The sequence below is a fragment of the Pseudomonas sp. HS6 genome, from assembly GCF_023375815.1.
In the GTDB taxonomy this organism is placed as follows: Bacteria; Pseudomonadota; Gammaproteobacteria; order Pseudomonadales; family Pseudomonadaceae; genus Aquipseudomonas.
Genome location: NZ_CP067412.1, coordinates 4,934,822 through 4,958,181, shown reverse-complemented (window position 1 = coordinate 4,958,181; position 23,360 = coordinate 4,934,822). Strand labels below are relative to the sequence as shown.

Below are 23,360 nucleotides of genomic sequence, written 5' to 3'. Positions count from 1 at the left end.
CGATGTTGAATGTGATCGCCTCATCGCGGGCAAGCCCGCTCCCACAGGGATCGCCTATACCTGTCAGATTGATGAATAGCCACAACGCCACTGTTTCCGTGACGCCACGATGCAGGCAAGATGAAGCTCTGCAAGTCAGAACACAGGAAGCTGATCGTGACCGAAGCGTTTATTGTCGTTCAAACCGCTGAACAAGCCGTGGATCGTCTGGCCGAGCTGCATGAGCGGGCCACCACGGCGCTGAACTCGGCGCTCAAGCGTTATCTGAAGGATCGCGTCGAGCCCGACGCCGAGCAACGTGCCCTGTTCCGTTATCCCGAACTGCGTCTGACCTATCACTGCCAGGGCGAAGTCCCGCAGACCACCCGCGCTTACGCCAAGGTGCAGTTGCCGGGCACCTACAGCGTGACCGTCACCCACCCGGCGGCGTTTCGCAAATACCTGCTGGAACAACTGGTGCCGCTGATGCACGACTTCACGGTGACCGTGGAAGTCGGGGTCAGTGCACAGAACATTCCGTACCCGTACGTGGTCGAGCAAGGCGATGAACTGGCTGGTTCCGGCGTCACCGCCGCCGTGCTGGCACGGGTGTTCCCAAGTACCGACCTGTCTGCCGCCACCGATGGCATCGCTGATGGTCTCTATGACTGGGAAAACACCGATCCGCTACCGCTGGCACTGTTCGATGCGGCGCGCGTCGATTTCTCGCTGCGTCGACTGGTGCACTACACCGGCAGCGACTGGCGCCACGTGCAGCCGTGGATTCTGCTGACCAACTACCACCGTTATGTCGACCAGTTCATCGTTCACGGCCTGGAACAACTGCGCAATGATCCGCGATTCGTGCGCATGGTGCTGCCGGGCAACGTGATTATCGAAAAAAGCATGGATCATGGCGAAGCGTCGGCAATTGCTGCCGGTGTGGTCTGGCACCGCTACCAGATGCCGGCCTATCACCTGATCGCCAGCGATGGCCATGGCGTGACGCTGGTCAACATCGGCGTCGGCCCGTCCAATGCGAAGAACATCACCGATCACCTCGCGGTGCTGCGTCCGCATTGCTGGTTGATGATCGGTCACTGCGGCGGTCTGCGTCAGTCGCAGACCATCGGCGACTACGTATTGGCTCACGCTTATATGCGTCGCGACGGGATTCTCGACCGGGTGGTGCCGCCGAACATTCCGATCCCGGCCCTGGCCGAAGTGCAGATGGCGTTGCAGCAAGCGGCGGCCAACATCACCGGCGAGAAGGGCGACGACCTGAAAAAACGCCTGCGCACCGGCACCGTGCTGACCTACGACGACCGTAACTGGGAATTGCGCTGGGCCCAGGAACGACCGCTGATCAACCTGTCCCGCGCCGTGGCGGTGGACATGGAAAGCGGCACCATCGCCGCCCAGGGTTATCGCCTGCGGGTACCGTACGGCACGTTGCTGTGCGTTTCGGACAAACCGCTGCACAGTGAAATCAAGCTGCCGGGTTCGGCCAACGCGTTCTACGAGCGTGCGGTCAGCCAGCACTTGAAGATCGGTATCGAAGCAGTGGACCTGCTGCGCACCGAACTCAACTCGCTGCACTCGCGCAAACTGCGCAGCTTCGACGAGCCACCGTTCCGCTAACGGTTTGTCGTGGTCATTTGGCGGTTGGGGCACTAGCATTAGCAGCCCGACCGCTAGATGCTCTTTTCGCCATGTCCCGTCCTCAACGTCCACCTTCCCGCCGCCCCGGTGCGAAGCCATCCTCTTCAGCCCCGCGCCGTGTCGCCAAGGCACCCCCGGCCGAGCCGAAGCTGATCCTGTTCAACAAACCGTTCGATGTGCTGACGCAATTCAGCGACGGCGAAGGGCGGGCGACGCTCAAGGATTACATCGACGTTCCGGGTATCTACCCGGCCGGGCGGCTGGACCGCGACAGCGAAGGTTTGCTGCTGCTGACCAACGACGGCCAGTTGCAGGCGCGGATTGCCGACCCCAAGCACAAGCTGGCGAAAACCTATTGGGTGCAGGTCGAAGGTGTGCCGACGGCCGAGCAGTTGCAGCGTTTGCGTGACGGCGTCGAACTGAATGACGGCATGACCTTGCCCGCCGAAGCGCGGCAACTGGATGAACCCGAGCTGTGGCCGCGCAATCCACCGGTACGCTTTCGCGCAACGATTCCGACAACGTGGCTGGAACTGGTGATTCGCGAAGGGCGCAACCGCCAGGTGCGACGGATGACGGCGGCGGTGGGGCTGCCGACGTTGCGGCTGGTACGGGTCAGGATTGGTGACTGGACGATCGAAGGGCTCGATCAGGGCCAGTGGAAAGAAGTGCCGGCGCGCTTATAAGGCGCCGGATTCGATCAGGCCGATCACCACACTCTTGATGATGAACGCGGCCACGCCCAGGCCCAGTACGAAGAACAGAATGAACGAGCCGAAGCGCCCGGCCTTGGACTTCTTCGCCAGATCCCAGACGATGAAACCCATGAAAATGATCAGGATGCTGACCAGACCAGTCATCATCCACTCTTCAAATACTGCTGGATCCATTGGGTTCTCCGGCGCGCACGGGGCTAAAAGGGCGCGGCGAGTATACGCCAAGGGGTGCGGGGTGGCATTGATCTGGGTCTGATCCGACGACTGGCCCTCACCCTAACCCTCCCGAAACGTCGGACCGCCCAGAGGGAGAGGGGACTGACCGTGCGATGCTCACGAATTACGCCGACGTGAAAAAGCTGCAGTGAATCCGAAACCAATCCGAGACCGAATCCATAATCGACCCAATTTCTCAGGTCGATGCATAGCGCAAGACAATAAGGTCGGCCCCCTCTCCCACCGGGAGAGGGCTGGGCGGGCGGCGTTCCGATGAGGGCTGCTCTTGATCAGCTACGCAGATGAGTCAGCGGCAATTCGGTACTGTTGAGCACCTGATTCAGCACAAAACTCGACCGCACGCTCGTCACTCCTTCAATCCGCGTCAGATGTCCCAGCAGCAGCTTCTGATAGTGATCCATGTCCGGCACCACCACTTTCAACTGATAGTCAGCATCCACCCCGGTCACCAGGCTGCATTCCAGCACTTGCGGCAAGGTGCGGATCGCCGCTTCGAAGTTCTCGAAACGCTCCGGCGTGTGCCGGTCCATGCCGATCAGCACGTAGGCGGTCAGGCTCAGGCCGAGCATCTTGCGATCCAGCAGGGCGACCTGACGGGAGATGTAGCCGTCGTCCTCCAGTTGCTTGACCCGGCGCGAGCACGGGGAGGGCGACAGACCGATGCGCTCGGCCAGTTCCTGGTTGGAGATGCGGGCGTCGCGCTGCAATTCCGCCAAAATGCTGAGGTCGTAACGGTCGAGTTTGCTCATCAATCGGTCCTTTGTCCTAACTATTGCGGCGGATTATCTATCCAGGGTTAAAAATTGCGCAAGTGATGTTTATTTGAGCAATCTTCGCAATCCTCTGTCGCGGCCTCCGGCCTATTCTTATCACCAGAATCACTGCTCGGTAACACAGTCCACGCGGCCCGCCCAATCCGGCCCGCCGCGGCCGCCACCCCCACCGGGGTTGTGCCGGCCCCCGAGCTACACACTGTCCAGAAGACGGCGTGAGGTGAGCCGACGTCAAAAGCGTCGAGCCAGGACGAAGTTCTCTAGAAGGGAGGCCGACGGGTCTCCCTTTTTTCTTGCCCGCAATTTGGCCTCGCTCGCTCAATAAATAAATGGCGTGACTGATAACCTGTAGCAGAACCCGGTGCGGACATTCCCGGTCTTAGCTACAAGCCCCTCTTAATTACAGGGTCCAGCCCGCAGTGAGGAATTTCATGAAGTCGCGTATCTGGCGTCTGGCCAGTGTTGGTTTGCTGTGTGTGAGTGTCTGTGCGCAAGCGCTGGCCGATGAGCCGCAGAATCGCGGTCCCGAGGGCGGTGGACGCGAGCGGGAGCATCAGGGCAATAATCAGGGCAACAACCAGAATCATGGCGGCAACAATCAGCCGCGTCCGCAAAACCAGCCGCAGCAGGAACAGCCGCGGCCGCAGAACAACGAAATCATTCGCGGCGACAACAGCCGCCAGTTCGAGCACAACGGCCAGCAGCACAACAACAATGGGCAGTGGCAGAACCACGACCAGAACCGTCCGGCCTACAACCCCAATCCGGTTCGCCAGCCACCGCCGCCACCGCAACTGCCGGCCAACAGCCTGCCGATCCAGCCACGCCCCGACACCGTGCGCCAGACTCAGGAACCCCGTCAGGGCTACTACCGCGATGAGCGTCCGCAGAATGGCTACCACCAGAACTGGCAGACCGGTAATCGTCCCAACGACAACCGCTGGCCGGGTCGTCCGGACGGGCATGGCAACGGTTGGGGCCCCGGCCCGCAATACCGGCCGGGCCACATGATCGACCGTTTCCCGGATCGTGATTACCGCGTGCCATATCGCGGCCAGGATTATTTCTACTCGGGTGGCTACTGGTATCGCCCGCAAGGCCCGCGCTACATCGTGGTTCAGCCGCCACGCGGCATCCGTATCCAGTACTTGCCGGATTACGCCCGTGAAGTGTGGATCGGCGGTTCGCTGTTGTTCCTGGCAGCAGGCTCGTACTACGCCTATCAGGAAGCGACTCAGGATTACGTAGTGGTCGAGCCGCCGGTTCAGCAACCGCCGCAACCGGCGAGCAACGGCTATGACGTCGAAGCGTATCCCGCCAACGGCCAGTCGCCGGAGCAGGTCCAGCAGGACGGCTATCAGTGCTATCAGTACGCGGTGCAACAAAGTGGTTTCGATCCGCGCACCGCGACCTATCAGCCGGCGCCCGAAGTGGTGCAGGCCTACCGCCAGGCTCAGGGAAATTGCCTGAGCAGTCGCGGTTATCAGGTCAGTTATTGAGCCTTGGCGGCTTTGACCACTTCCTGCGGGTCGGCGTGCACCAGCACTTCGGCCCGCGGGTAAGCGGCGTGAATCGCATCGGCCGCCTGATCGCTGATGCCGTGAGCGACTGACAGCGTCAGCTCTCCCGGCAATTCCAGATGCAACTGCACGAACCAATGATTGCCGGAAATCCGTGTGCGCAGATCATGCGCGCCCAAAACACCCGGCACACCACACGCCAATTCGAGCATGTGCTGACTGACATCCACCGGCAGTTCTTCATCCATCAGCACCGAAAAACTTTCCCGGGCGATCTGGATCGCGCTCCATAGAATGTATGCCGCGATCCCCAGACCGAACCACGCATCCAGTTGATCGAAACCGAACCCTGCCAGTACCAGCGCAATCAGAATGCTGCCGTTGAGCAACATGTCCGAACGGTAGTGCAGGGAGTCTGCGCGAACCGCGTTGGAACCGGTCTGTTTGATCACCCGGTGCTGCAAGGTCAGCAACGCCGCCGTCAGCAGCAGGGAAAACACGATCACACCGATGCTCAACCAAGGTGCGCCGAGCGGCTCCGGATTGTTCAAACGCTCATAAGCCTGAAACGCAATCAGCACCGCACTGCCGCCAATGAACAGCGCCTGCGCCATGCCCGCCAAGGACTCGGCCTTGCCGTGACCATAACGGTGATCGTCATCCGCCGGGCGTAGCGCGTAATGCACCGCCAGCAGATTGAGCAGCGAGGTGATGCCATCGAGGGCCGAGTCGGTAAGGCCGGCGAGCATGCTCACCGAACCGCTCAGCCACCAGGCGATGGCTTTGGCGATGATCAACGTACAGGCCACCGCCACCGAGGCGCGGGTCGCCAGCCGCAGCAGGCGGGCGTGTTCGGGGCTGGTGGTCATGAGTCGGGTCGTTCCTTCTTAAGCGGCGGGTTGCAGGCCGAACATCGCCAGTTGCTGTGTACTGCCCTTGTGCTGGATCAGGCGCGGGTCATCCAAAGGCAGGTTGCGGCCCAGCTCAGTTTCGAGAATAGCCTGCAACTTGAGGTTATCGACCTGGCCGTCCGGGCCGATGGCTTGCTTGAGCTTGGCCGGATCGACCTGTGCTGTGTGGCCCGGTTCGAAATAGATCGCGCCGGTGGTGAAGTCCACGGCGAACGCGATCAGGCCGGGAATGATGTAGAACAACAGGCCCACGGCATCGAGCACGGCAATCGCCGGGTCGATCTTGCCGTCGATCTGGCCGCGCCGGTCGGGATAGAAAATCGAACCGCACGCGGTGATCTGAGTGAGCAGGGTGGCAACCAGTACACCGCCGATCAGGCGAAAAGGTAAGCGCATGGGAATCTCCTGAGTCATCTATTAACGAAGCGTTGTCTTGTGAAGTTAAGACCCTGACGAACGCCTGGCAGTTCGCCGTTATACTCGCGGCGGCAGGGCGTGCCCACAGTAAATTGCGGCCCCGTCTCACCCCTATCGAAATACGTTGAGGATTGAAGTTGTTTTCTCCAGATCCATACCGCGTGATGGCTACCGAATCCTTTCGGGGTTCGGCCCTCCGGGCTAAAGCTGTGAGCGCGCCATGCTGCGTTGCGGGACTTGGCAAGGAAACGACCCTTACCTGCCTCCCGCGCCTTGCCTGGCACGCTCACAACTTTAACGCGACTCGCAATTTACTGTGGGCACGCCATGGGGAGCCAGCATGATTTCTTTGCCGATCGATGAAGTTTTACCCGCCCTGCGTGAAGCGTTGGCGACACGCCACGAAGCCGTGCTCGAAGCACCGCCCGGCGCCGGTAAAACCACCCGTGTGCCGTTGGCCTTGCTCAATGAAGCGTGGCTGAACGGGCAGACCATTCTCATGCTCGAACCTCGTCGGTTGGCCGCGCGCGCAGCGGCGGAACGGCTGGCCAGCGAGCTGGGCGAGAAGGTCGGTGAAACCGTCGGTTATCGCATTCGCCTCGACAGCAAGGTTGGCCCCAACACACGCATCGAAGTGGTCACCGAAGGCATTCTTACCCGACGCTTGCAGGACGACCCGGCGCTGGACGGCGTGGGGCTGCTGATCTTCGACGAATTCCACGAACGCAGTCTCGACGCCGATCTGGCGCTGGCCCTCAGTCTGAACGGTCGCGAACTGTTTCGAGCTGAACAACCGCTGAAGATTCTGCTGATGTCCGCCACCCTCGAAGGCGAACGTCTGGCCGGGTTGCTCGACGACGCGCCGATCCTGCGCAGCGAGGGCCGGATGTACCCGGTGACAATGCGCTGGGGCCGGCCGTTCCAGCCCGGCGAATACATCGATCAACGCGTCACGCAAACGGTACTCGAAGCGCTGCACGATGAAACCGGCAGCCTGTTGGTGTTCCTGCCGGGGCAGGCGGAAATCCGCCGTGTCCATCAGCAACTGGCGGACGCCATCGGTGCGCGCAGTGACGTCTTGCTCTGCCCGTTGCACGGTGAACTCGACCTTAATGCCCAGCGTGCCGCCATCGATCCGGCCCCGACGGGTCAGCGCAAGGTGGTGCTGGCCACCAACATCGCCGAGACCAGCCTGACCATCAACGGCGTGCGCGTGGTGATCGATGCTGGACTGGCGCGAGTGCCGCGATTCGATCCGGGCAGCGGCATGACTCGCCTCGACACTCAACGCATCTCCAAAGCCAGCGCCACCCAGCGTGCGGGTCGAGCCGGGCGTCTGGAACCGGGCGTTTGTTATCGCCTGTGGTCGCAGGATCAGCACGAACAACTGGCGGCCTATGGCAGTGCGGAAATCCTTTCGGCGGATCTCGCCGGCCTGGCTTTGCAACTCGGTCGTTGGGGCGTGGTGCCGAGTGATCTGATCTGGCTGGACGTGCCGCCAGCGGCCGCGTATGCACAGGCGCAGGATCTGTTGCAGCGCCTCGGTGCGTTGGACGGTGAAACCCTCAATCGTCACGGTCAGGCCATGGCTGAATTGCCGGCGCATCCGCGCATCGCGCATTTATTGCTACGCGGTCAGGCACTGGGTTTGGCGACCATGGCGTGCGACGTCGCCGCGTTGCTCGGTGAGCGCGACATTTTGCGCGGTGCGGGGGCGGATCTGCACAGTCGTCTGGTGCTGCTGTCCGGCGAAGAGCGCGCGGCGCGCGGTGCTCAGGGCGGGGTGCAGCGCGCCCGGCAACTGGCGCGGCAATATCGTGGCTACCTTCGCGGTAAGGCGAGCGAGCCGGTCAGCGATCCCGACCACCCGCGCTGGCTCGGCGCGCTGCTAGCGCTGGCCTACCCGGATCGCGTCGCCCAGCAGCGGCGTGCCGGTGGTGCCGAATATCGTCTGGCCAACGGTCGTGCGGCGCTGTTCGCCGAAGCCGACAGCCTGATGAAGGAACCGTGGATCGTGATCGCCGACCTCGGCAGCCGCCAAGGTCAGCGTGAAGAACGGATTTATCTGGCGGCGGATTTCGATCCGGCGCTGTTTGATTCGGTGCTGGCCGAACAGGTGCACACCGTCGATCAACTGGACTGGGACGAACGCGAAGGCGTGCTGCGCGCCGAGCGTCAGCGCAAAGTTGGCGAACTGATCCTCAGCCGTGAACCGCTGACCAGTCTCGACGAAAACGCCCGCAGCCAGGCGCTGGTCAATCTGGTACGGCGTAAGGGGCTGGAGCTGCTGCCGTGGACCCCGGAACTGCGCCAGTGGCAGGCGCGGGTCGCCTTGCTGCGCCAGCTCGATCTGGACGCCAAACGCGACAGCCAATGGCCGGATGTCAGCGACGCGACGCTGCTGAAAACCCTCGAAGACTGGCTGATGCCTTATCTGGGCAAGGTCTCGCGGCTCAGCCATTTCGCCAACCTCGACCTGTCGAGCATCGTGCGCAATCTGCTGCCGTGGCCGCTTCCACAGCAACTCGACGAACAGGCTCCGCATCACCTGAGCGTGCCGTCGGGCTCGTCGATTCGCCTCGACTACAGCGAACAACCACCGATTCTCGCCGTGCGCTTGCAGGAACTGTTCGGCCTCGCCGACACACCGCGCATCGCCGGCGGCCGGCAAGTGGTCAAGCTGCACCTGCTGTCGCCAGCACGGCGTCCGGTGCAGGTGACGCAGGATCTGGCCAACTTCTGGCGCAGCACCTATGCCGAGGTGAAGAAGGATTTGAAGGGGCGGTATCCGAAGCATTACTGGCCGGATGATCCGCTGGTGGCTGAAGCTACCGCACGAGCCAAACCGCGCGGTACTTGACGGTCAGCGACTGGCCTTCGCCGTCAGCTGCTCCCGGCAATAATCGGCAAACAACTGCGCCGGTTTGGTCAGTTGCCCGCGTTTGAGCCACGCGGCCACCAGGCCTGAGCCGGTAACGTCTTCGACGATGTCCACGCACACGACTTTCTTGCCGTCGTAGGTGCATTCCGAATGCGGGCGGGTGACCAGGATCGAGAAGCCGAAACCCTGGCCGACCATGCCGCGCACCATTTCGATCGACGGCGAGCTGAATTCGATGCGTGGCGACAGGCCCAGTTCTTCGAACAGGCTGACGAAGTAGGTGCGGCTCGGTTGCACGTCGAGCAGGATCATCGGCTCCAGGCACAAGTCCCGCAGCGACACTTGCTTGAGTTGGGCGAAGCGATGATCTGCCGGGAGCAGGGCGTAAGGCCGTTGGGCGGGCATCAAGGGTTCGGTTTCGATGGTGGCGTCGAGGTCGTGCTTGTACAGGATTGCCAGATCGAAGGTGCCCGAGGTCAGGCCTTGCACCAGCTCCTGTTGTTCGCCGTCGCGGATGCGGATTTTCACCCCCGGATACAGCGCCGAGAACCCGGCAATCAGCTGCGGCAAGTACAGCGGCGCGACCGTTTCAAAGCAGCCGATATCGATCTGCCCGGCCACCACGTCGTTGTCGGCGAGGGCGTTCTGTTCGAACTCCTTGGCCATGCGCAGCAGTTCCTGGGCTTTGCGGAAGAACCGCGCGCCGCTGGGTGTCAGGGACACGCCCTGGGCGTGATGGCGGATCAGCAGTTGCACGCCGAAGCTGTCTTCCAGCCCCTTGATCGCCGTGGAGATCGCCGGTTGCGCGATGTACAGCTTGCGCGAGGCTTCGGCGACGCTGCCGCATTCGACGGTGGTGATGAAGTATTTCAACTGACGCAGGTTGTAAGCGGCCACGGTGAACCTCAAAGCGAACGGATTCCACATCCAAGCAATTTGTAAGCCGCCGGCCTCCGTTCTGTCGGCGGTATTTTTGTTCCTGAACAATAGCCTTATGCGCGCGTGAAGGGGCCATCGGCTGGCTACCTTTTTTATTGTCTGCGAAGACATTTTTACTGGTTTTAGCTCACGCAGGCCTGAGCGACTATCGATTCCGCACTGTTCTCAAAAGAATAAAAGTCCAAGGAGCATCCACCGTGTTCGAGCTTGCAGACTGGCAGCGCAAGGCCGCTGAATTGAGTTTTCCCGATCGGGCCGTGATCGACGGCAAGTTGCGTCCAGCGCAGTCGGGGCAGACCTTTGCCGCGATCAACCCGGCCACCGGCCAACTGCTGGCAAACGTCGCCGCGTGCGGTGAAGAGGACGTCGATGCGGCGGTGCGCAATGCACGGCAGGTGTTCGAGGCCGGCACCTGGGCCGGGCGTTCACCGACCGAGCGCAAGCAAGTGCTGCTGCGTCTGGCGGATCTGATTCTGGCCCATCGCGAAGAACTGGCACTGCTCGATTCGCTGAACATGGGCAAACCGGTTATGGACGCTTACAACATCGACGTGCCGGGCGCCGCCGGGGTGTTTCGCTGGTACGCCGAAAGCCTCGACAAACTCTACGATCAGGTCGCGCCAAGCGCTTCGAATGTGCTGGCGACCATCACCCGCGAAGCGCTGGGCGTGGTCGCCGCCGTGGTGCCGTGGAATTTCCCGCTGGACATGGCCGCGTGGAAACTTGCGCCAGCGCTGGCGGCGGGCAATTCGGTGATTCTCAAACCCGCCGAGCAATCACCGTTTTCCGCCTTGCGTCTGGCCGAACTGGCGCTGGAAGCCGGGCTGCCGGCCGGCGTGCTGAACGTGCTGCCGGGGCTCGGCGAGCAGGCCGGCAAAGCCTTGGGCCTGCACCCGGATGTCGATTGTCTGGTGTTCACTGGCTCGACGCAGGTCGGCAAATATTTCATGCAGTATTCCGCGCAGTCGAACCTCAAACAGGTGTGGCTGGAGTGCGGCGGCAAGAGCGCCAATCTGGTGTTTGCCGACTGCAAGGATCTGGATCTGGCGGCGCAGAAAGCCGCGTTCGGGATCTTCTTCAATCAGGGCGAAGTCTGCTCGGCCAACTCGCGATTGCTGGTGGAGCGCTCGATTCATGATGAGTTCGTTGAACGGCTGAAGGCTCAGGCCGAGCGCTGGCAGCCGGGCGATCCGCTGGACCCCGCGAGTGCGGCCGGGGCAATCGTCGACACCGGTCAAACCGAAAGCATCTTGCGCTTCATCCACCAGGCCGAACGCGAAGGCGCGACCCGCGTCTGTGGCGGGCGGCAGTTGAGTTTCAACGGTTCGAGCAACTTCGTTCAGCCGACGATTTTCACCGACGTGCAGCCGCACATGACCCTGTTTCGCGAAGAAGTGTTCGGCCCGGTGCTGGCGGTGATTCCGTTCGATGACGAGGCTCACGCCTTGCAACTGGCCAACGACAGCGTCTACGGTCTGGCGGCGTCGCTGTGGACGGATGATCTGCATCGCGCGCACCGGGTGGCGCGGCAATTGCGAGCCGGTACGGTGTCGGTCAACAGCGTCGATGCGCTGGACGTGACCGTGCCGTTCGGCGGTGGCAAGCAGTCCGGTTTCGGTCGCGACCTGTCGCTGCATTCATTCGACAAATACACCCAGTTGAAAACCACCTGGTTTCAACTGCGCTCATGACAGCCGCTCACAACAAGAAAGGAGATCCGGCGATGACCACCTCACGTGAAACCCGCGACTACCAGGCCGCCGATGCAGCGCACCACATTCATGCGTTCGTCGACCAGAAGGCCCTCAACGACGAAGGCCCACGGGTGATGGTGCGCGGTGACCGCCTGCACCTGTGGGACAACGACGGTCGGCGCTACCTCGACGGCATGTCCGGGCTGTGGTGCACCAACCTCGGTTACGGCCGCAAGGATCTGAACGCCGCCGCGAGCCGGCAACTGGAGCAGTTGCCGTACTACAACATGTTTTTCCACACCACCCACCCGCAGGTGATCGAGCTCTCCGAGCTGCTGTTCAGCCTGCTGCCGGGGCATTACAGCCACGCGATCTACACCAACTCCGGCTCCGAGGCCAACGAGGTGCTGATCCGTACCGTGCGCCGTTACTGGCAGGTGCTGGGCAAGCCCGAGAAGAAAATCATGATCGGCCGCTGGAACGGCTATCACGGTTCGACCCTGGCGGCGACGGCCCTCGGCGGCATGAAGTTCATGCACGAAATGGGCGGGATGATTCCCGACATCGCGCACATCGACGAGCCGTACTTCTTCGCCCACGAAGGCAACCTGACACCGGCTGAATTTGGCTTGCGAGCCGCGCGGCAACTGGAAGCGAAGATCCTCGAACTGGGCGCCGACAAGGTCGCCGGATTCATCGCCGAACCGTTCCAGGGCGCGGGCGGAATGATCTTCCCGCCGGAAAGCTACTGGCCGGAAATCCAGCGCATCTGCCGCAAGTACGACGTGCTGTTGTGCGCCGATGAAGTGATCGGCGGCTTCGGTCGCACCGGCGAATGGTTCGCCCACGAGTACTTCGGTTTCGAGCCGGACACCCTGTCCATCGCCAAGGGACTGACCTCCGGCTACATCCCGATGGGCGGCTTGATTCTGTCGAAGAAAATGGCCGATGTGCTGGTGGAGCAGGGCGGGGTGTTCGCCCACGGACTGACCTATTCCGGGCACCCAGTGGCGGCGGCGGTGGCGATCGCCAACCTCAAGGCCCTGCGTGATGAAGGCGTGGTGACGCGGGTCAAGGATGACATCGGCCCGTACCTGCAACAGTGCCTGCGCGAGGTGTTCGGTAATCATCCGCTGGTGGGCGATATCCAGGGCACGGGCATGGTTGCGGCGTTGCAACTGGCCGAAGACAAGGCCACGCGCAAGCGCTTCGCCAATGAGAACGACATCGCATGGCGCTGCCGTACGATTGGTTTTGAGGAGGGGGTGATCATTCGATCGACTTTGGGGCGGATGATCATGGCGCCGGCGTTGATTGCCAGCCGTGAAGAGATTGACGAGCTGGTGGGCAAGACCCTGAAAGCGCTGGATCGTACGGCGCAGGAATACGGTCGGCTCTAAGCTCTATTGAAGGTCCTTCGGACCTTATCGCGAGCAAGCTCGCTCCCACAGTTTCGGGGTGGATCACAATTTTGTGAACGTCCGATAAACCTGTGGGAGCGGCGGTGCGACGTTTCGACTTGCTCGCGATTACGTCAGCCGATTCAACATCGTTTTTGCTGTCCTGCACCCCCTCCGTGCACCCCCGTCCGACGCGCCCTTTCGCGGTGCGCACTACCCAGTTTTTTCATCGTTCGCGTCTAACTATTTCCTCGTTTTCCTGACGCCAAGCCTGGGTCAACATCGATTTCGCCAGCCAAGGCATTGCCCGCCAGAGTCCAGCAGAGACCGCAGCGTGCAATCGCGACACCCCGGCTGGCCGTACTGCCCATGACAACTAAATCAACAGCGTTGGGAGTGCTCCATGAACAAGTCCTTGTTTACCCGTCTTGCATGTCCTCTGGCGATCTCCGCCCTTTCAATCACCGCCGCCCAGGCCGGCACCTTGTCGATCGGCCACACCACGTGGGTCGGTTACGGCACCCTGTATCTGGCCCAGGATCTGGGCTACTTCAAGGAAAACGGCCTGACCGTCGAATTGCCGGTGGTCGAAGAAGCGTCGATGTACATGGCCGCTCAGGCGTCCGGGCAATTGTCCGGCTCGGCCTCGACCATCGACGAAGTGCTCAAGTACCGCCCGCAGTTCTGCTTCAAGGCTGTGGCCGCGCTGGATGACAGCCATGGCGGCGACGGCGTGCTGGTCGGTAAAAACGTGAAGAGCCTGCAAGAACTCAAGGGCCAGGCCGTGGCCGTCAACGAGGGTTCGACCTCGCAGTTCTGGCTCTCGTACCTGCTGAAAAAGAACGGCATGAGCATGAGCGACATCACCGTGCAGAACATGACCGCCGACGATGCCGCCACCGCGTTCATCGCCGGTCGCGTGCCGGCCGCCGTGACTTGGGAGCCGCATCTGTCGATGGTGCGCGACAAGCAGCAGGGCAAGGTGCTGATCGACAGCAGCAGTACGCCGGGCGTGATCGTCGATGTGGTGGCGCTCAACTGCACGGTGATCGAGAAGCAGCCGGAAGACGTCAAGGCGTTGGTCGCCGGTCTCTACAAAGCCGTGCAGTACACCAAGGACCATCCACAGAAAGCCTACGAAATCATGGCCAAGGGCGTCGGCGGTTACCTGTCCGATCCGAAGGAACTGGCCGCTGCCGCGCAAGGCGTGCGTTTCTACGATCAGGCCATGAGCGAGAAGCTGCTGGGCAAACCGGGTACGCCGGGGGATAGCGCACCGCTGATCAAACTGGCCAACGAAACCGCCAGCGAATTGCAGGGCAAGCCCTACAACGTCAGCAACGACGATCTGGTCGACAACCGTTTCGTCAGCCCGCTCTAGGAGATTGGTCATGTTCAAGCGCAATTCATGGCTGAGCCGCTGCATCACACCGAAGACCGGATTGCCGGTGCCGGTAGTGTGGAGCGCCAGCGGTCTGGCCTGGGTGTTGCTGGTCGGCCTGTGGGCCGGGTTGTCCTACGGCGGCATCGTACCGGGAATGTTTCTGCCGACGCCCGGCGCGGTGGTCGAAGCCGCCGTGCGCCTGAGCCGCGACGGCACCCTCGGCCAGCATGTCTGGGCCAGTGTCGAAGTGGTGATGGTCGGCTTCATTGTGTCGTCGCTGGTGGCGGTGCCGCTGGGCTTGCTGATGGGCAGCTTTCGCATCGTCCAGGCGTTCCTCGAACCGCTGGTCAACTTCATCCGCTATTTGCCCGTGACCTCGTTCGTGCCGCTGTTCATCCTGTGGATCGGCATCGGTCTGGAACAGCGGGTGTCGGTGATCATTTTCGGCGTGTTCTTCCAGCAACTGGTGATGATCGCGGACGTGTCCAAAGGCATTTCCAAGGACTTGATCAACGCCTCCTACACCCTCGGCTCCAACCGGCGTGACGCGGTGCTGCATGTGATCGCCCCGGCGTCGTTGCCCGGCGTGCTCGACACTTTGCGGGTGACCATGGGTTGGGCCTGGACCTATCTGGTGGTCGCCGAACTGGTCGCGGCTTCCAGTGGCCTCGGTTATTTGAGCCTCAAAGCCATGCGTGGTTTTCAGGTCGACGTGATTTTTCTCGCCATCGCGATCATCGGCCTGCTCGGCCTGGTCACCGATCAACTGTTTCGCTTCTTGCGTTTGAGGATTGCCGCATGGGCTCAGTAACCGCTGCCAACCGTCGTTTCATCGAGCCGGTCGCCGCACCGACACTCGCCGCGGCAAGGTTGCAGGTGGACAAGGTCAGCCTGCGCTACACCAAACCCGGCGGCGGTACGTTCACCGCGCTGGAGGAAGTGTCGTTCGAAGTGCCGGATCAGCAATTTGCAGTGCTGGTCGGGCCGTCGGGCTGCGGCAAGTCGAGCCTGCTGTATCTCACCGCCGGCCTGGCCGAGCCGACCTCCGGCGAAATCTACGTCGGCGGCCAGCAAGTGCAGGGCCCCGGCGCGGATCGCGGGATGGTGTTCCAGAGCTATACGCTGTTCCCGTGGCTGACGGTGCGGCAGAACGTCGAGTTCGGCCTCAAGCGTCGGGGTATGCCGGCGGCGCGGCGCAAGGAGATCGTCGATCACTACGTCCATGAAGTTGGCTTGTCAGGATTTGCCGACAACTACGCCAAGCAGTTGTCCGGCGGCATGATGCAACGGGTAGCGATTGCCCGGGCGCTGGCCAACGATCCGCAGATCCTGCTGATGGACGAACCCTTCGGCGCCCTCGACAGCCAGACGCGCCTGCAAATGCAGCAGCTGTTGTTACGTGTGTGGGGCAACAGCAAAAAAACCGTGCTGTTCGTCACTCACGACATCGACGAGGCGATCCTGCTCGGCGACCGGGTGTATGTGATGGGCGCCAGGCCTGGGCGGATCAAGCAGATCCTGGATGTGCCGATCGAACGTCCACGCACGCTGGACATGGTCATGGAGCGCTCGTTCATCGACATGAAGCGGCAGATCTTCGGGCTGTTGCACGACGATCTTGAAGAGGCTCACTGAGATCAGTTGGGTGGCAGGAGGAACTTCGCAATCACCGGCAAATGATCGGAAATGCGCAACGTATCGTCCTGACGCACCGTGGCTTCGACCCGTTTGATTTTCGGGCTGTAGAACAGGTAATCGACCGTGCGGTCCGGGCCATTGAGGCCAGGGTCGTTGGGGTAATGGGTCAACCACTTGGCGCGGTCGATGCCACTGGCTTCGTTATTGGTCGGGATCATCGGGTACTTGTCCCACAGCAGATGCAGCGCACTGTCCACGGAGTAGGGCGTGCGCTGTTCGGTGGGCAGGCGCCGGTACTGGCCGAGCGGCAACAGGTTGAAGTCACCCCCGATCAGCCACGGCGTGCCGTGGCTTTCGTGTTTGTCGAGCACCTTGGCCACCGCCGCCACTTGCGCCTGCAAGGTTTCGTCCGGCTGGATGGCGCGATCCAGATGCGTGTTGAACACCACCAGTTGCCCGCCATCGCTGAACGGCAGGGTGGTGGCGAGCAGGGCGTTTTTCGGCTGGAACTGACGGCTGATGATATTCAGTGGTTGCACCGGCAATTGCAGGCGTTCGGCGTGTTCGATGCGAAAGCGGCTGAGGGTGGCGAGTTGCCGGCCAACGCTGCCGAAGATATGCGGATCTGGAACGAAATCGGCCTTCCAGTCGAAGGCATGGACGCTACACGGATAGAGGTCGGCGAGGCGCTCCTGCAACAGCTTGAGCTGGTTCTGATAGTCGCTGGCCTTGGCGCCGTCATCCAGCTCCTGGATCAACACCACATCGGGTTGCTCGTCGCGGATCACCCGGGCCACTTCGTCGAGGCTGAACGCCATGTCTTCAAGAGTGGGGGACTCGTCGTCGCCGTGGGCCAGGTCGTTCCAGAACACGTAACGCTTGCCGGCCAGGTATTGCACGTTCCAGGTCATGACCTTCAGCGCCTGGCCGGGCACCAGCGTCGGCGGCTGCCCGGTGCAACTGACCGGCAGGGTCTCCCGGGCGTCGGGGCGCCAGGTCAGGCTGAAGATCATCATGCCGATCAGCGCGACGGCCAGCAGCACGGAGAGCAGGGTGTAGCGCAGTAGACGGGTCATGGCTCGGCTTATAGCGATACGGAAGTGGTCCCGAGCATACGCGAGACCCCCGCATCACCCAAGCGCAGAGCGGTCAGACTATTCCGTCACGTTTGTCGGGCAATTCGCTGATCAGCATGAACAGGCGGAACAGCACCACGCTGGTAAACAGTTGCAGGAAGCTATGACCGCTGTCGATCAACACGGCGATCAACGGATTCTGCGGATCGGGATAGACCTGCAAGGTCAAACCCTTGAGCAGCCACAGCGGCCCCATCACACAGAGGATGCACACCAGAATCCGCAGGAAATGCCCACGGCTCAGGCGCAGGCTTTCCTTCATGGCCTGCAACGGGCCGTAGCCGCGCAGCACCAGCAGGTATTCACCGAAGGCCAGGGTGACCATCAGCCACAGGCCTGGCAGGAAATACAGGGACAGCCCGAGCAGAATCAGCAGCGTGTTGAGCGCGGTGAGCACGGCAAAGCGTGGCCAAAGGCGCGCCGACATCGCCAGCAGATCGAGGGTTTGCGGGGATTCGCCACGGGTGCGGGCGTCGAGAAACAGGATCAGCGCGGCGGTGTACAGCGGATAAACCAGCAGGCCGACGATCACGCTGATGGCCGAATAACCGTCCGGGTCGGTTGTGTGATCCACCACTTGTTGCAGCGCGGCTTCGAAGATCACCAGCGGCAGGCACAGCTGGACGATCCGCGCCAGATTGCGTTTAAAGAAATACAGCGAGTCACGCAGCACATCGAAGGCATTCATCAGTCGGTATCGCAGGTCAAAAACAGTGGCTCACTTTAACCGATGATGTGCTGCCGGGCGCAAACGTAAACGTTCGGTAAAGACCATTGAAACATTCTGTCACTGCCTCCATTACAGAGGTGCGCCTCCTCCACCGTGGAGGAGGGCAACGTTATCCCCGGCAATCTACGAGGTCGCCATGAACAGCGAAGAGCAAACCCTGATCGATGGACTGTTTTCCCGGCTGCAACAGGCCGAAACGGAGGCAGCCCCGCGCGACGCCCTGGCTGAGGCGCGGATCAAGGAACACCTGACGCGCCAACCGGCCGCAGGCTATTTCATGACCCAGGCGATTCTGGTGCAGGAGGCCGCGATCAAGAGCCTCGACGAACAGAACAAACAACTGACTCAACAGGTTCAGCAACTGCAAGCCGAACTGCAATCGGCCAAGGCGCAAAGCGCAGCCCCGGCGCCGAGCGGCGGTGGTTTCCTGTCGAGCATCTTCGGCGGCAGCAGCCCGCGCCCGGCGCCGACCCAAAGCGCCCCGGCGTCCACTGGCGGCTGGCGTGAACCGGCACCGCAACAGAACTTCGGTGCACCCGCGCCACAACAGAACTTCGGCGCGCCACCACCGGGTTATGGTCAGCAACAAGCGGCCCCGGCGGCGGGCAGCAGCTTCCTCGGCGGCGCCCTGAAAACCGCAGCGGGTGTGGCAGGTGGCGTGATGCTGGCACAAGGCATCAGCAGCCTGTTCCATCACAACCAGCAGCCGGAAGAAATCGTCGAAGTGATCAAGGAAGAGCCTGCGCAAGTGGCCGACCAGGGTAATAACGGTTGGGGCGACGACCAGCGCATGGCCAACAACGACTCCTTCGGCAACAACCAGGGTGGCTTCACCGACACCGACTACAGCGATGACAACTCGTCGTTCTTCGATGACGACGATTCCTTCGTCTGATTCACCATTCGTCCGGGGCGCCTGAGCGCCCCGGGCCGATTATTCGCGGAACCTTCCTTCGGGCTGGCATACTGAGCGCCTTTTTCGGGCCTGGTGCCTGATCCGGCTCATGCGCGTCAGCGCTCACAGGAACTCCGGTGAAAAAAATCGCAGTGTTCGCCGATGTGCAGAACCTCTACTACACCGTGCGCCAGGCCTATGGTTGCCACTTCAACTATGCGGCACTGTGGGCGGATGTCAGCCAGCACGGGCAGATAGTCGAGGCCTACGCCTACGCGATCGACCGGGGCGACAGCAAACAGCAGCAGTTCCAGCAGATCCTGCGCAACCTCGGTTTCACCGTGAAACTCAAACCCTACATCCAGCGCAGCGACGGCTCGGCCAAGGGCGACTGGGACGTGGGCATCACCCTCGACATCATGGACGCCGCCGACCACGTCGACGAAATTGTCCTGGCCTCCGGTGATGGCGACTTCGACATGCTGCTCGAACGCATCATCAATAAACACGGCGTGCAAGCGGTGGCCTACGGCGTCCCCGGCCTGACCGCCAACTCGCTGATCCGCGCCGCCAGCCGTTACGTGCCGATCGAAGGCGCGCTGCTGTTGAAAAACTGAGCGTTGCTCAAGAATTGATTTGGACGGAGTACCACCCGGTTTGGAACGCATTGCAGTCATCGACTTTGAAACCACCGGCATCTCGCCGAGCAGCAGCTGCCGGGCCACGGAAATTGCCGTGGTCATGCTGGAAAACGGCCGCATCGTCGAGCGTTACCAGAGCCTGATGAACGCGGGCGTACGCGTCCCGGCCTTCATCGAACAACTCACCGGCATCAGCAACGCCATGCTGCGCACCGCGCCCTCGGCCGAGCAGGTGATGAACGAAGTCAACGAATTCGTCGGCTGCACACCGCTGCTGGCGCACAACGCCGCCTTCGACCAGAAGTTCTGGGACTTTGAACTGGGCCGGATCAAACGTACTCGTTTGCAGAATTTTGCGTGCTCGCTGTTGCTGGCTCGCCGTTTGATGCCAGCGGCGCCGAACCACAAGCTCGGCACGCTCACCACCTTCGCCCAACTGCCGCATACCGGCCAGGCGCACAGGGCGATGGCGGATGCGGAGATGGCGGCGAATTTGCTGGCGCATCTGGCGGATGAATTGCGGCGCAAGCATGGGGTGCGGGAGCTATCGCACGACCTGCTGTGCAAATTGCAGAAGGTGCCGGCCGCCAAGGTCGGCGAGCACCTGCAACGCTATCGCTGATTTCAGGCAAACGAATTTCCCTGTGGGAGCGGGCTTGCCCGCGATGGCGTATTGTCTGTCACCCAAATTGTTGGATGTGACGGCCTCATCGCAGGCAAGCCCGCTCCCACAGGGATCACCATCGCCTCAGGATTTGCCGTTCCCTTCGATGTGACCGAGCGGCACCCGTTTCTCTATCGCACTCGACAACACGATCGACGTCTTGCTGAACCCGAATTTCGCCACCCGGTTGATCAGCTCTTCCAGTTCGGTCATCGAGCCTACGGCTGCCTGCATGATCACGCACGGGTCGCCGGTGACGCGGTGGCATTCGGTCAGTTGCGGAATTCTGATCAGTTCGTCGTACACCTTCGGGTTGCCGTGCTGGTTCAGGCGCAGTTCGATGACGCACTGGATCGGCAGGCCGAGCTTGGCCATGTCGACCTTGGCCGAGTAACCGGTGATGACGCCGCTGGCCTCGAGTTTGGCCACGCGCTCGGCAACGGCGGGGGCGGAGAGGTTCACTTTGCGGGCGAGGTCGGCGTAGGACGCGCGACCGTTTTCGAGCAGGGCGCTGAGCAGCATGCGGTCGTATTTGTCCAAGGTCGGACTCCTGAAAATGCCAGACTTTCGAAATCGCGGTATCGGCCGCCGATCTCCGTGTTTTCAAAAGTGTACCGGCGCGATAAACAGGTTTTGTAACTTATTTTTAGCGGTTGGCCTTTCTAGAATAACCAGTCTCCCTGCCTTGATGTCGAGTCGTCTCATGTCTGCCGTGCGCCGTTTTTCCTTGCCGCTGATCGCCGCGTTTTTTGCGTTGTACGTGATATGGGGATCGACCTATCTGGTGATCCGCATCGGCGTCGAATACTGGCCGCCGCTGATGCTCGGCGGTGTGCGCTTCGTGATTGCCGGCAGCCTGATGTATGCGTTCCTGCGCTGGCGCGGGGCACCGGCGCCGACCTGGGCGCAGTGGAAAGCGGCGGGGATGATCGGGATTCTGCTGCTCAGCTTCGGTAACGGCGCGGTGACGCTGGCCGAGCACAGCGGCGTGGCGTCGGGTGTCGCGGCGCTGGCGGTGGCTACGGTGCCGTTGTTCACTTTGCTTTGCGGTTATTTCTGGGGCGCACGAAACACCCGTCTGGAATGGGCCGGGGTGGCGATGGGGATTATCGGCATCGCGATGCTGAACATGGGCTCCAACCTGCAATCGAGCCCGCTGGGTGCGGCGCTGCTGATTTTCGCGGCGGCGAGCTGGGCGTTCGGCTCGGTCTGGAGCAAACACCTGCCGTTGCCTCAGGGCGCGATGGCCAGTGCCGTGGAAATGCTGGTGGGCGGCGTGGTGCTGCTGATCGGCAGCGCGGCCAGTGGTGAACATTTGCAGGCCATGCCGCCGCTGGAAGGCTGGCTGGCGCTGGCGTACCTGATCTTCTTCGGCTCGATCATCGCTTTCAACGCCTACATGTACCTGTTGAAAAACGTTCGTCCGGCGGCGGCCACCAGTTATGCCTATGTGAACCCGGCGGTGGCGGTGTTGCTGGGGATCGTGTTTGTCGGCGAGACCATCGGGATCGAGGAGGCGTTGGCGATGCTGGTGATCATCGGCGCGGTGGTGCTGATCGGTCTGCCGCAGTGGCGCCGCCCACGGCAGCTTCCGGTGGTCAGCGAGCCTGCTGCCGCAGCGAAGGCCATTGCGACGGAGCAACGTGCGAATTAGGGTAAACTGCGCGCCATCGCACACTTGCTCTGATTTTTCCTACGGTACTCCCATGACTTTCGCCACCCTTGGCTTGATCGAACCCTTGCTGCGCTCCCTCGAGAAGCTCGGCTACCAGACCCCGACGCCGGTGCAGGCGCAAGCCATTCCCGCTGTGCTGGCCAGTCGCGACCTGATGGCCGCGGCCCAGACCGGCACCGGCAAGACCGCCGGTTTCGCTTTGCCGCTGTTGCAGCTGCTGAGCATGGAAGGGCCGAAAGTCGCTGCCAACTCGGTGCGCGCATTGATCCTGGTGCCGACCCGCGAGCTGGCCGAGCAAGTCCACGAAGCCGTGCGCCAATACGCCGAAAACCTGCCGTTGCGCACTTACGCGGTGTACGGCGGCGTCAGCATCAACCCGCAAATGATGAAGCTGCGCGGTGGCGTTGATCTGTTGGTGGCGACCCCGGGCCGCTTGCTCGACCTGTTCCGCCAGAAGGCGCTGAAATTCAATCAGTTGCAAACCCTGGTGCTCGACGAAGCCGACCGCATGCTCGACCTGGGCTTTTCCGAAGAGCTGGCGAACATTTACCGCGCGCTGCCGAAGAAACGTCAGACGTTGCTGTTCTCCGCGACCTTCTCCGATGACATCCGCCTGCTGGCCGGGCAGATGCTCAACGATCCGCTGAGCATCGAAGTCAGCCCGCGCAACGTTGCCGCCAACACCGTCAAGCAGTGGGTGGTGACGGTGGACAAGAAGCGCAAGCCGGAACTGTTCGTGCACCTGATGCGCAAGAACAAGTGGAAGCAGGTGCTGGTGTTCGCCAAGACCCGCAATGGCGTGGACGCGCTGGTTGAAAAACTCCAGGGCCTGGGCGTGAATGCCGACGGCATCCACGGCGACAAGCCGCAAGCGACCCGTCAGCGTGCGCTGGATCGGTTCAAGGCCAGTGAAGTACAGATTCTGGTGGCGACCGATGTTGCTGCTCGTGGTCTGGATATCGAAGACCTGCCGCTGGTGGTCAACTTTGATCTGCCGATCGTTGCCGAGGATTACATCCACCGTATCGGCCGGACCGGCCGCGCGGGCGCAACCGGTGAGGCTATTTCGCTGGTGTGTGCTGATGAAGTGAACATGTTGTCGGCGATTGAAACGTTGACCCGAGCCACCTTGAAGCGTGAAGTTGAGCCGGACTTCGTGCCGGAGCACCGTGTGCCGGACACTGATGCCAGTGGTCAGGTGATCAAGAAGCCGAAGAAACCGAAGAAGCCGAAAGCTTCCGGGGGTGGCGGCAAGCGCAATCTGGGCAAGTGGGTGGACAGCGGGGACACCCCGGCGCCGGAGGTGGCGATCAAGCCTGTGCGCAAGGTGCCGGTGTTCAATACTGGGCCGCGTAAGCGTAAGCCTTAAAGATCAAAAGCCCCTCACCCTAACCCTCTCCCAAAGGGAGAGGGGACTGACGGGGTTGTTTTTACGAATTACGCCGACCTGAAATATCGATTCGAACTC

22 protein-coding genes are annotated in these 23,360 nt (G+C 61.8%); 14 read left to right on the top strand and 8 right to left on the bottom strand.

The genetic code is table 11. The annotated features are described in order from the left end of the window. The first annotated feature begins 120 nt into the window (after positions 1-120). Both amn and JJN09_RS22470 read left to right on the top strand, forming a co-directional pair. Positions 121-1,620 (top strand): AMP nucleosidase, encoded by a 1,500-nt coding sequence (gene amn, locus JJN09_RS22475; protein WP_249483843.1) that lies wholly within the window; start codon positions 121-123, stop codon positions 1,618-1,620. A 71-nt stretch (positions 1,621-1,691) separates the two neighbouring features. Next, positions 1,692-2,327 carry a pseudouridine synthase gene (locus tag JJN09_RS22470; protein ID WP_065259609.1) on the top strand — a complete coding sequence of 212 codons (636 nt, stop codon included), beginning with the start codon at positions 1,692-1,694 and terminating at the stop codon, positions 2,325-2,327. Here JJN09_RS22470 and JJN09_RS22465 read toward each other — a convergent pair. Beyond that, a complete protein-coding gene (locus JJN09_RS22465; protein WP_003228500.1) occupies positions 2,322-2,531 on the bottom strand; it encodes a DUF2788 domain-containing protein in 210 nt (69 codons plus the stop codon). The two genes, JJN09_RS22470 and JJN09_RS22465, sit on opposite strands and share 6 nt — an antisense overlap. Positions 2,532-2,863: 332 nt before the next feature. Beyond that, positions 2,864-3,343: an Lrp/AsnC family transcriptional regulator gene (locus JJN09_RS22460; RefSeq protein WP_007909658.1), complete on the bottom strand. Its 480-nt coding sequence runs from the start codon at positions 3,341-3,343 to the stop codon at positions 2,864-2,866. A 455-nt stretch (positions 3,344-3,798) separates the two neighbouring features. On the opposite strand from JJN09_RS22460, the gene JJN09_RS22455 reads away from it, so the two are divergent. Then, complete coding sequence (locus JJN09_RS22455; RefSeq protein WP_249483842.1) at positions 3,799-4,866, top strand: DUF6515 family protein; 1,068 nt, start codon at positions 3,799-3,801, stop codon at positions 4,864-4,866. Here the strand turns inward: JJN09_RS22455 and JJN09_RS22450 are convergent. Together JJN09_RS22450 and JJN09_RS22445 are read right to left on the bottom strand one after the other, a co-directional pair. Then, positions 4,860-5,756: a cation diffusion facilitator family transporter gene (locus tag JJN09_RS22450; protein ID WP_249483840.1), complete on the bottom strand. Its 897-nt coding sequence runs from the start codon at positions 5,754-5,756 to the stop codon at positions 4,860-4,862. The genes JJN09_RS22455 and JJN09_RS22450 overlap by 7 nt on opposite strands. A gap of 18 nt (positions 5,757-5,774) precedes the next feature. After that, positions 5,775-6,194 carry a polyribonucleotide nucleotidyltransferase gene (locus JJN09_RS22445; protein WP_169432047.1) on the bottom strand — a complete coding sequence of 140 codons (420 nt, stop codon included), beginning with the start codon at positions 6,192-6,194 and terminating at the stop codon, positions 5,775-5,777. A 361-nt stretch (positions 6,195-6,555) separates the two neighbouring features. Between JJN09_RS22445 and hrpB the strand changes: the two genes are divergently transcribed. Continuing rightward, the gene (gene hrpB / locus JJN09_RS22440) at positions 6,556-9,075 is read left to right on the top strand and encodes an ATP-dependent helicase HrpB (protein WP_249483838.1); all 2,520 of its coding nucleotides are present in this window, start codon (positions 6,556-6,558) and stop codon (positions 9,073-9,075) included. Positions 9,076-9,078: 3 nt separating this feature from the next. Here hrpB and JJN09_RS22435 read toward each other — a convergent pair whose 3' ends face one another. Continuing rightward, positions 9,079-9,993: a LysR family transcriptional regulator gene (locus tag JJN09_RS22435; RefSeq protein ID WP_007958716.1), complete on the bottom strand. Its 915-nt coding sequence runs from the start codon at positions 9,991-9,993 to the stop codon at positions 9,079-9,081. A gap of 239 nt (positions 9,994-10,232) precedes the next feature. On the opposite strand from JJN09_RS22435, the gene JJN09_RS22430 reads away from it, so the two are divergent. The 5 genes from JJN09_RS22430 (at position 10,233) to JJN09_RS22410 (ending at position 16,148) form a co-directional block, all read left to right on the top strand. Beyond that, positions 10,233-11,726, top strand: a complete 1,494-nt coding sequence (locus JJN09_RS22430; RefSeq protein ID WP_249483836.1) for an aldehyde dehydrogenase — start codon at positions 10,233-10,235, stop codon at positions 11,724-11,726. Positions 11,727-11,758: 32 nt separating this feature from the next. Beyond that, on the top strand, positions 11,759-13,129 hold the full coding sequence (locus JJN09_RS22425; RefSeq protein WP_249483834.1) for an aspartate aminotransferase family protein: 1,371 nt from the start codon (positions 11,759-11,761) through the stop codon (positions 13,127-13,129). 403 nt (positions 13,130-13,532) lie between these two features. Further along, positions 13,533-14,510, top strand: coding sequence for an ABC transporter substrate-binding protein (locus JJN09_RS22420; protein ID WP_249483833.1), 978 nt, complete (start codon positions 13,533-13,535; stop codon positions 14,508-14,510). A 10-nt stretch (positions 14,511-14,520) separates the two neighbouring features. Then, on the top strand, positions 14,521-15,324 hold the full coding sequence (locus JJN09_RS22415; protein ID WP_007958721.1) for an ABC transporter permease: 804 nt from the start codon (positions 14,521-14,523) through the stop codon (positions 15,322-15,324). Beyond that, the gene (locus JJN09_RS22410; protein ID WP_249483832.1) at positions 15,312-16,148 is read left to right on the top strand and encodes an ABC transporter ATP-binding protein; all 837 of its coding nucleotides are present in this window, start codon (positions 15,312-15,314) and stop codon (positions 16,146-16,148) included. Before JJN09_RS22415 ends, JJN09_RS22410 begins: the two co-directional genes overlap by 13 nt. 2 nt (positions 16,149-16,150) lie before the next feature. Here JJN09_RS22410 and JJN09_RS22405 read toward each other — a convergent pair whose 3' ends face one another. Continuing rightward, positions 16,151-17,227: an endonuclease/exonuclease/phosphatase family protein gene (locus JJN09_RS22405; protein WP_249483831.1), complete on the bottom strand. Its 1,077-nt coding sequence runs from the start codon at positions 17,225-17,227 to the stop codon at positions 16,151-16,153. Between the two features lie 73 nt (positions 17,228-17,300). Continuing rightward, positions 17,301-17,975, bottom strand: coding sequence for a YciC family protein (locus JJN09_RS22400; protein WP_249483829.1), 675 nt, complete (start codon positions 17,973-17,975; stop codon positions 17,301-17,303). A 178-nt stretch (positions 17,976-18,153) separates the two neighbouring features. Here JJN09_RS22400 and JJN09_RS22395 point away from each other — a divergent pair, with 178 nt between their 5' ends. From JJN09_RS22395 to JJN09_RS22385, 3 genes are all read left to right on the top strand, one after another. Beyond that, positions 18,154-18,912, top strand: a complete 759-nt coding sequence (locus JJN09_RS22395) for a DUF2076 domain-containing protein (RefSeq protein WP_207864674.1) — start codon at positions 18,154-18,156, stop codon at positions 18,910-18,912. Between the two features lie 137 nt (positions 18,913-19,049). Then, the gene (locus JJN09_RS22390; protein ID WP_007958730.1) at positions 19,050-19,529 is read left to right on the top strand and encodes an NYN domain-containing protein; all 480 of its coding nucleotides are present in this window, start codon (positions 19,050-19,052) and stop codon (positions 19,527-19,529) included. A gap of 40 nt (positions 19,530-19,569) precedes the next feature. Continuing rightward, positions 19,570-20,175, top strand: a complete 606-nt coding sequence (locus tag JJN09_RS22385; protein WP_039771802.1) for a PolC-type DNA polymerase III — start codon at positions 19,570-19,572, stop codon at positions 20,173-20,175. 126 nt (positions 20,176-20,301) lie between these two features. Here JJN09_RS22385 and JJN09_RS22380 read toward each other — a convergent pair whose 3' ends face one another. After that, positions 20,302-20,757: an Lrp/AsnC family transcriptional regulator gene (locus tag JJN09_RS22380; RefSeq protein ID WP_085612578.1), complete on the bottom strand. Its 456-nt coding sequence runs from the start codon at positions 20,755-20,757 to the stop codon at positions 20,302-20,304. Positions 20,758-20,920: 163 nt separating this feature from the next. Between JJN09_RS22380 and yedA the strand changes: the two genes are divergently transcribed. Together yedA and JJN09_RS22370 are read left to right on the top strand one after the other, a co-directional pair. Continuing rightward, entirely contained in the window at positions 20,921-21,871 is a 951-nt protein-coding gene (gene yedA, locus JJN09_RS22375) for a drug/metabolite exporter YedA (protein ID WP_249483828.1), read from the top strand. A 52-nt stretch (positions 21,872-21,923) separates the two neighbouring features. Next, positions 21,924-23,261, top strand: a complete 1,338-nt coding sequence (locus JJN09_RS22370; RefSeq protein WP_249483827.1) for a DEAD/DEAH box helicase — start codon at positions 21,924-21,926, stop codon at positions 23,259-23,261. Positions 23,262-23,360 lie beyond the last annotated feature (99 nt).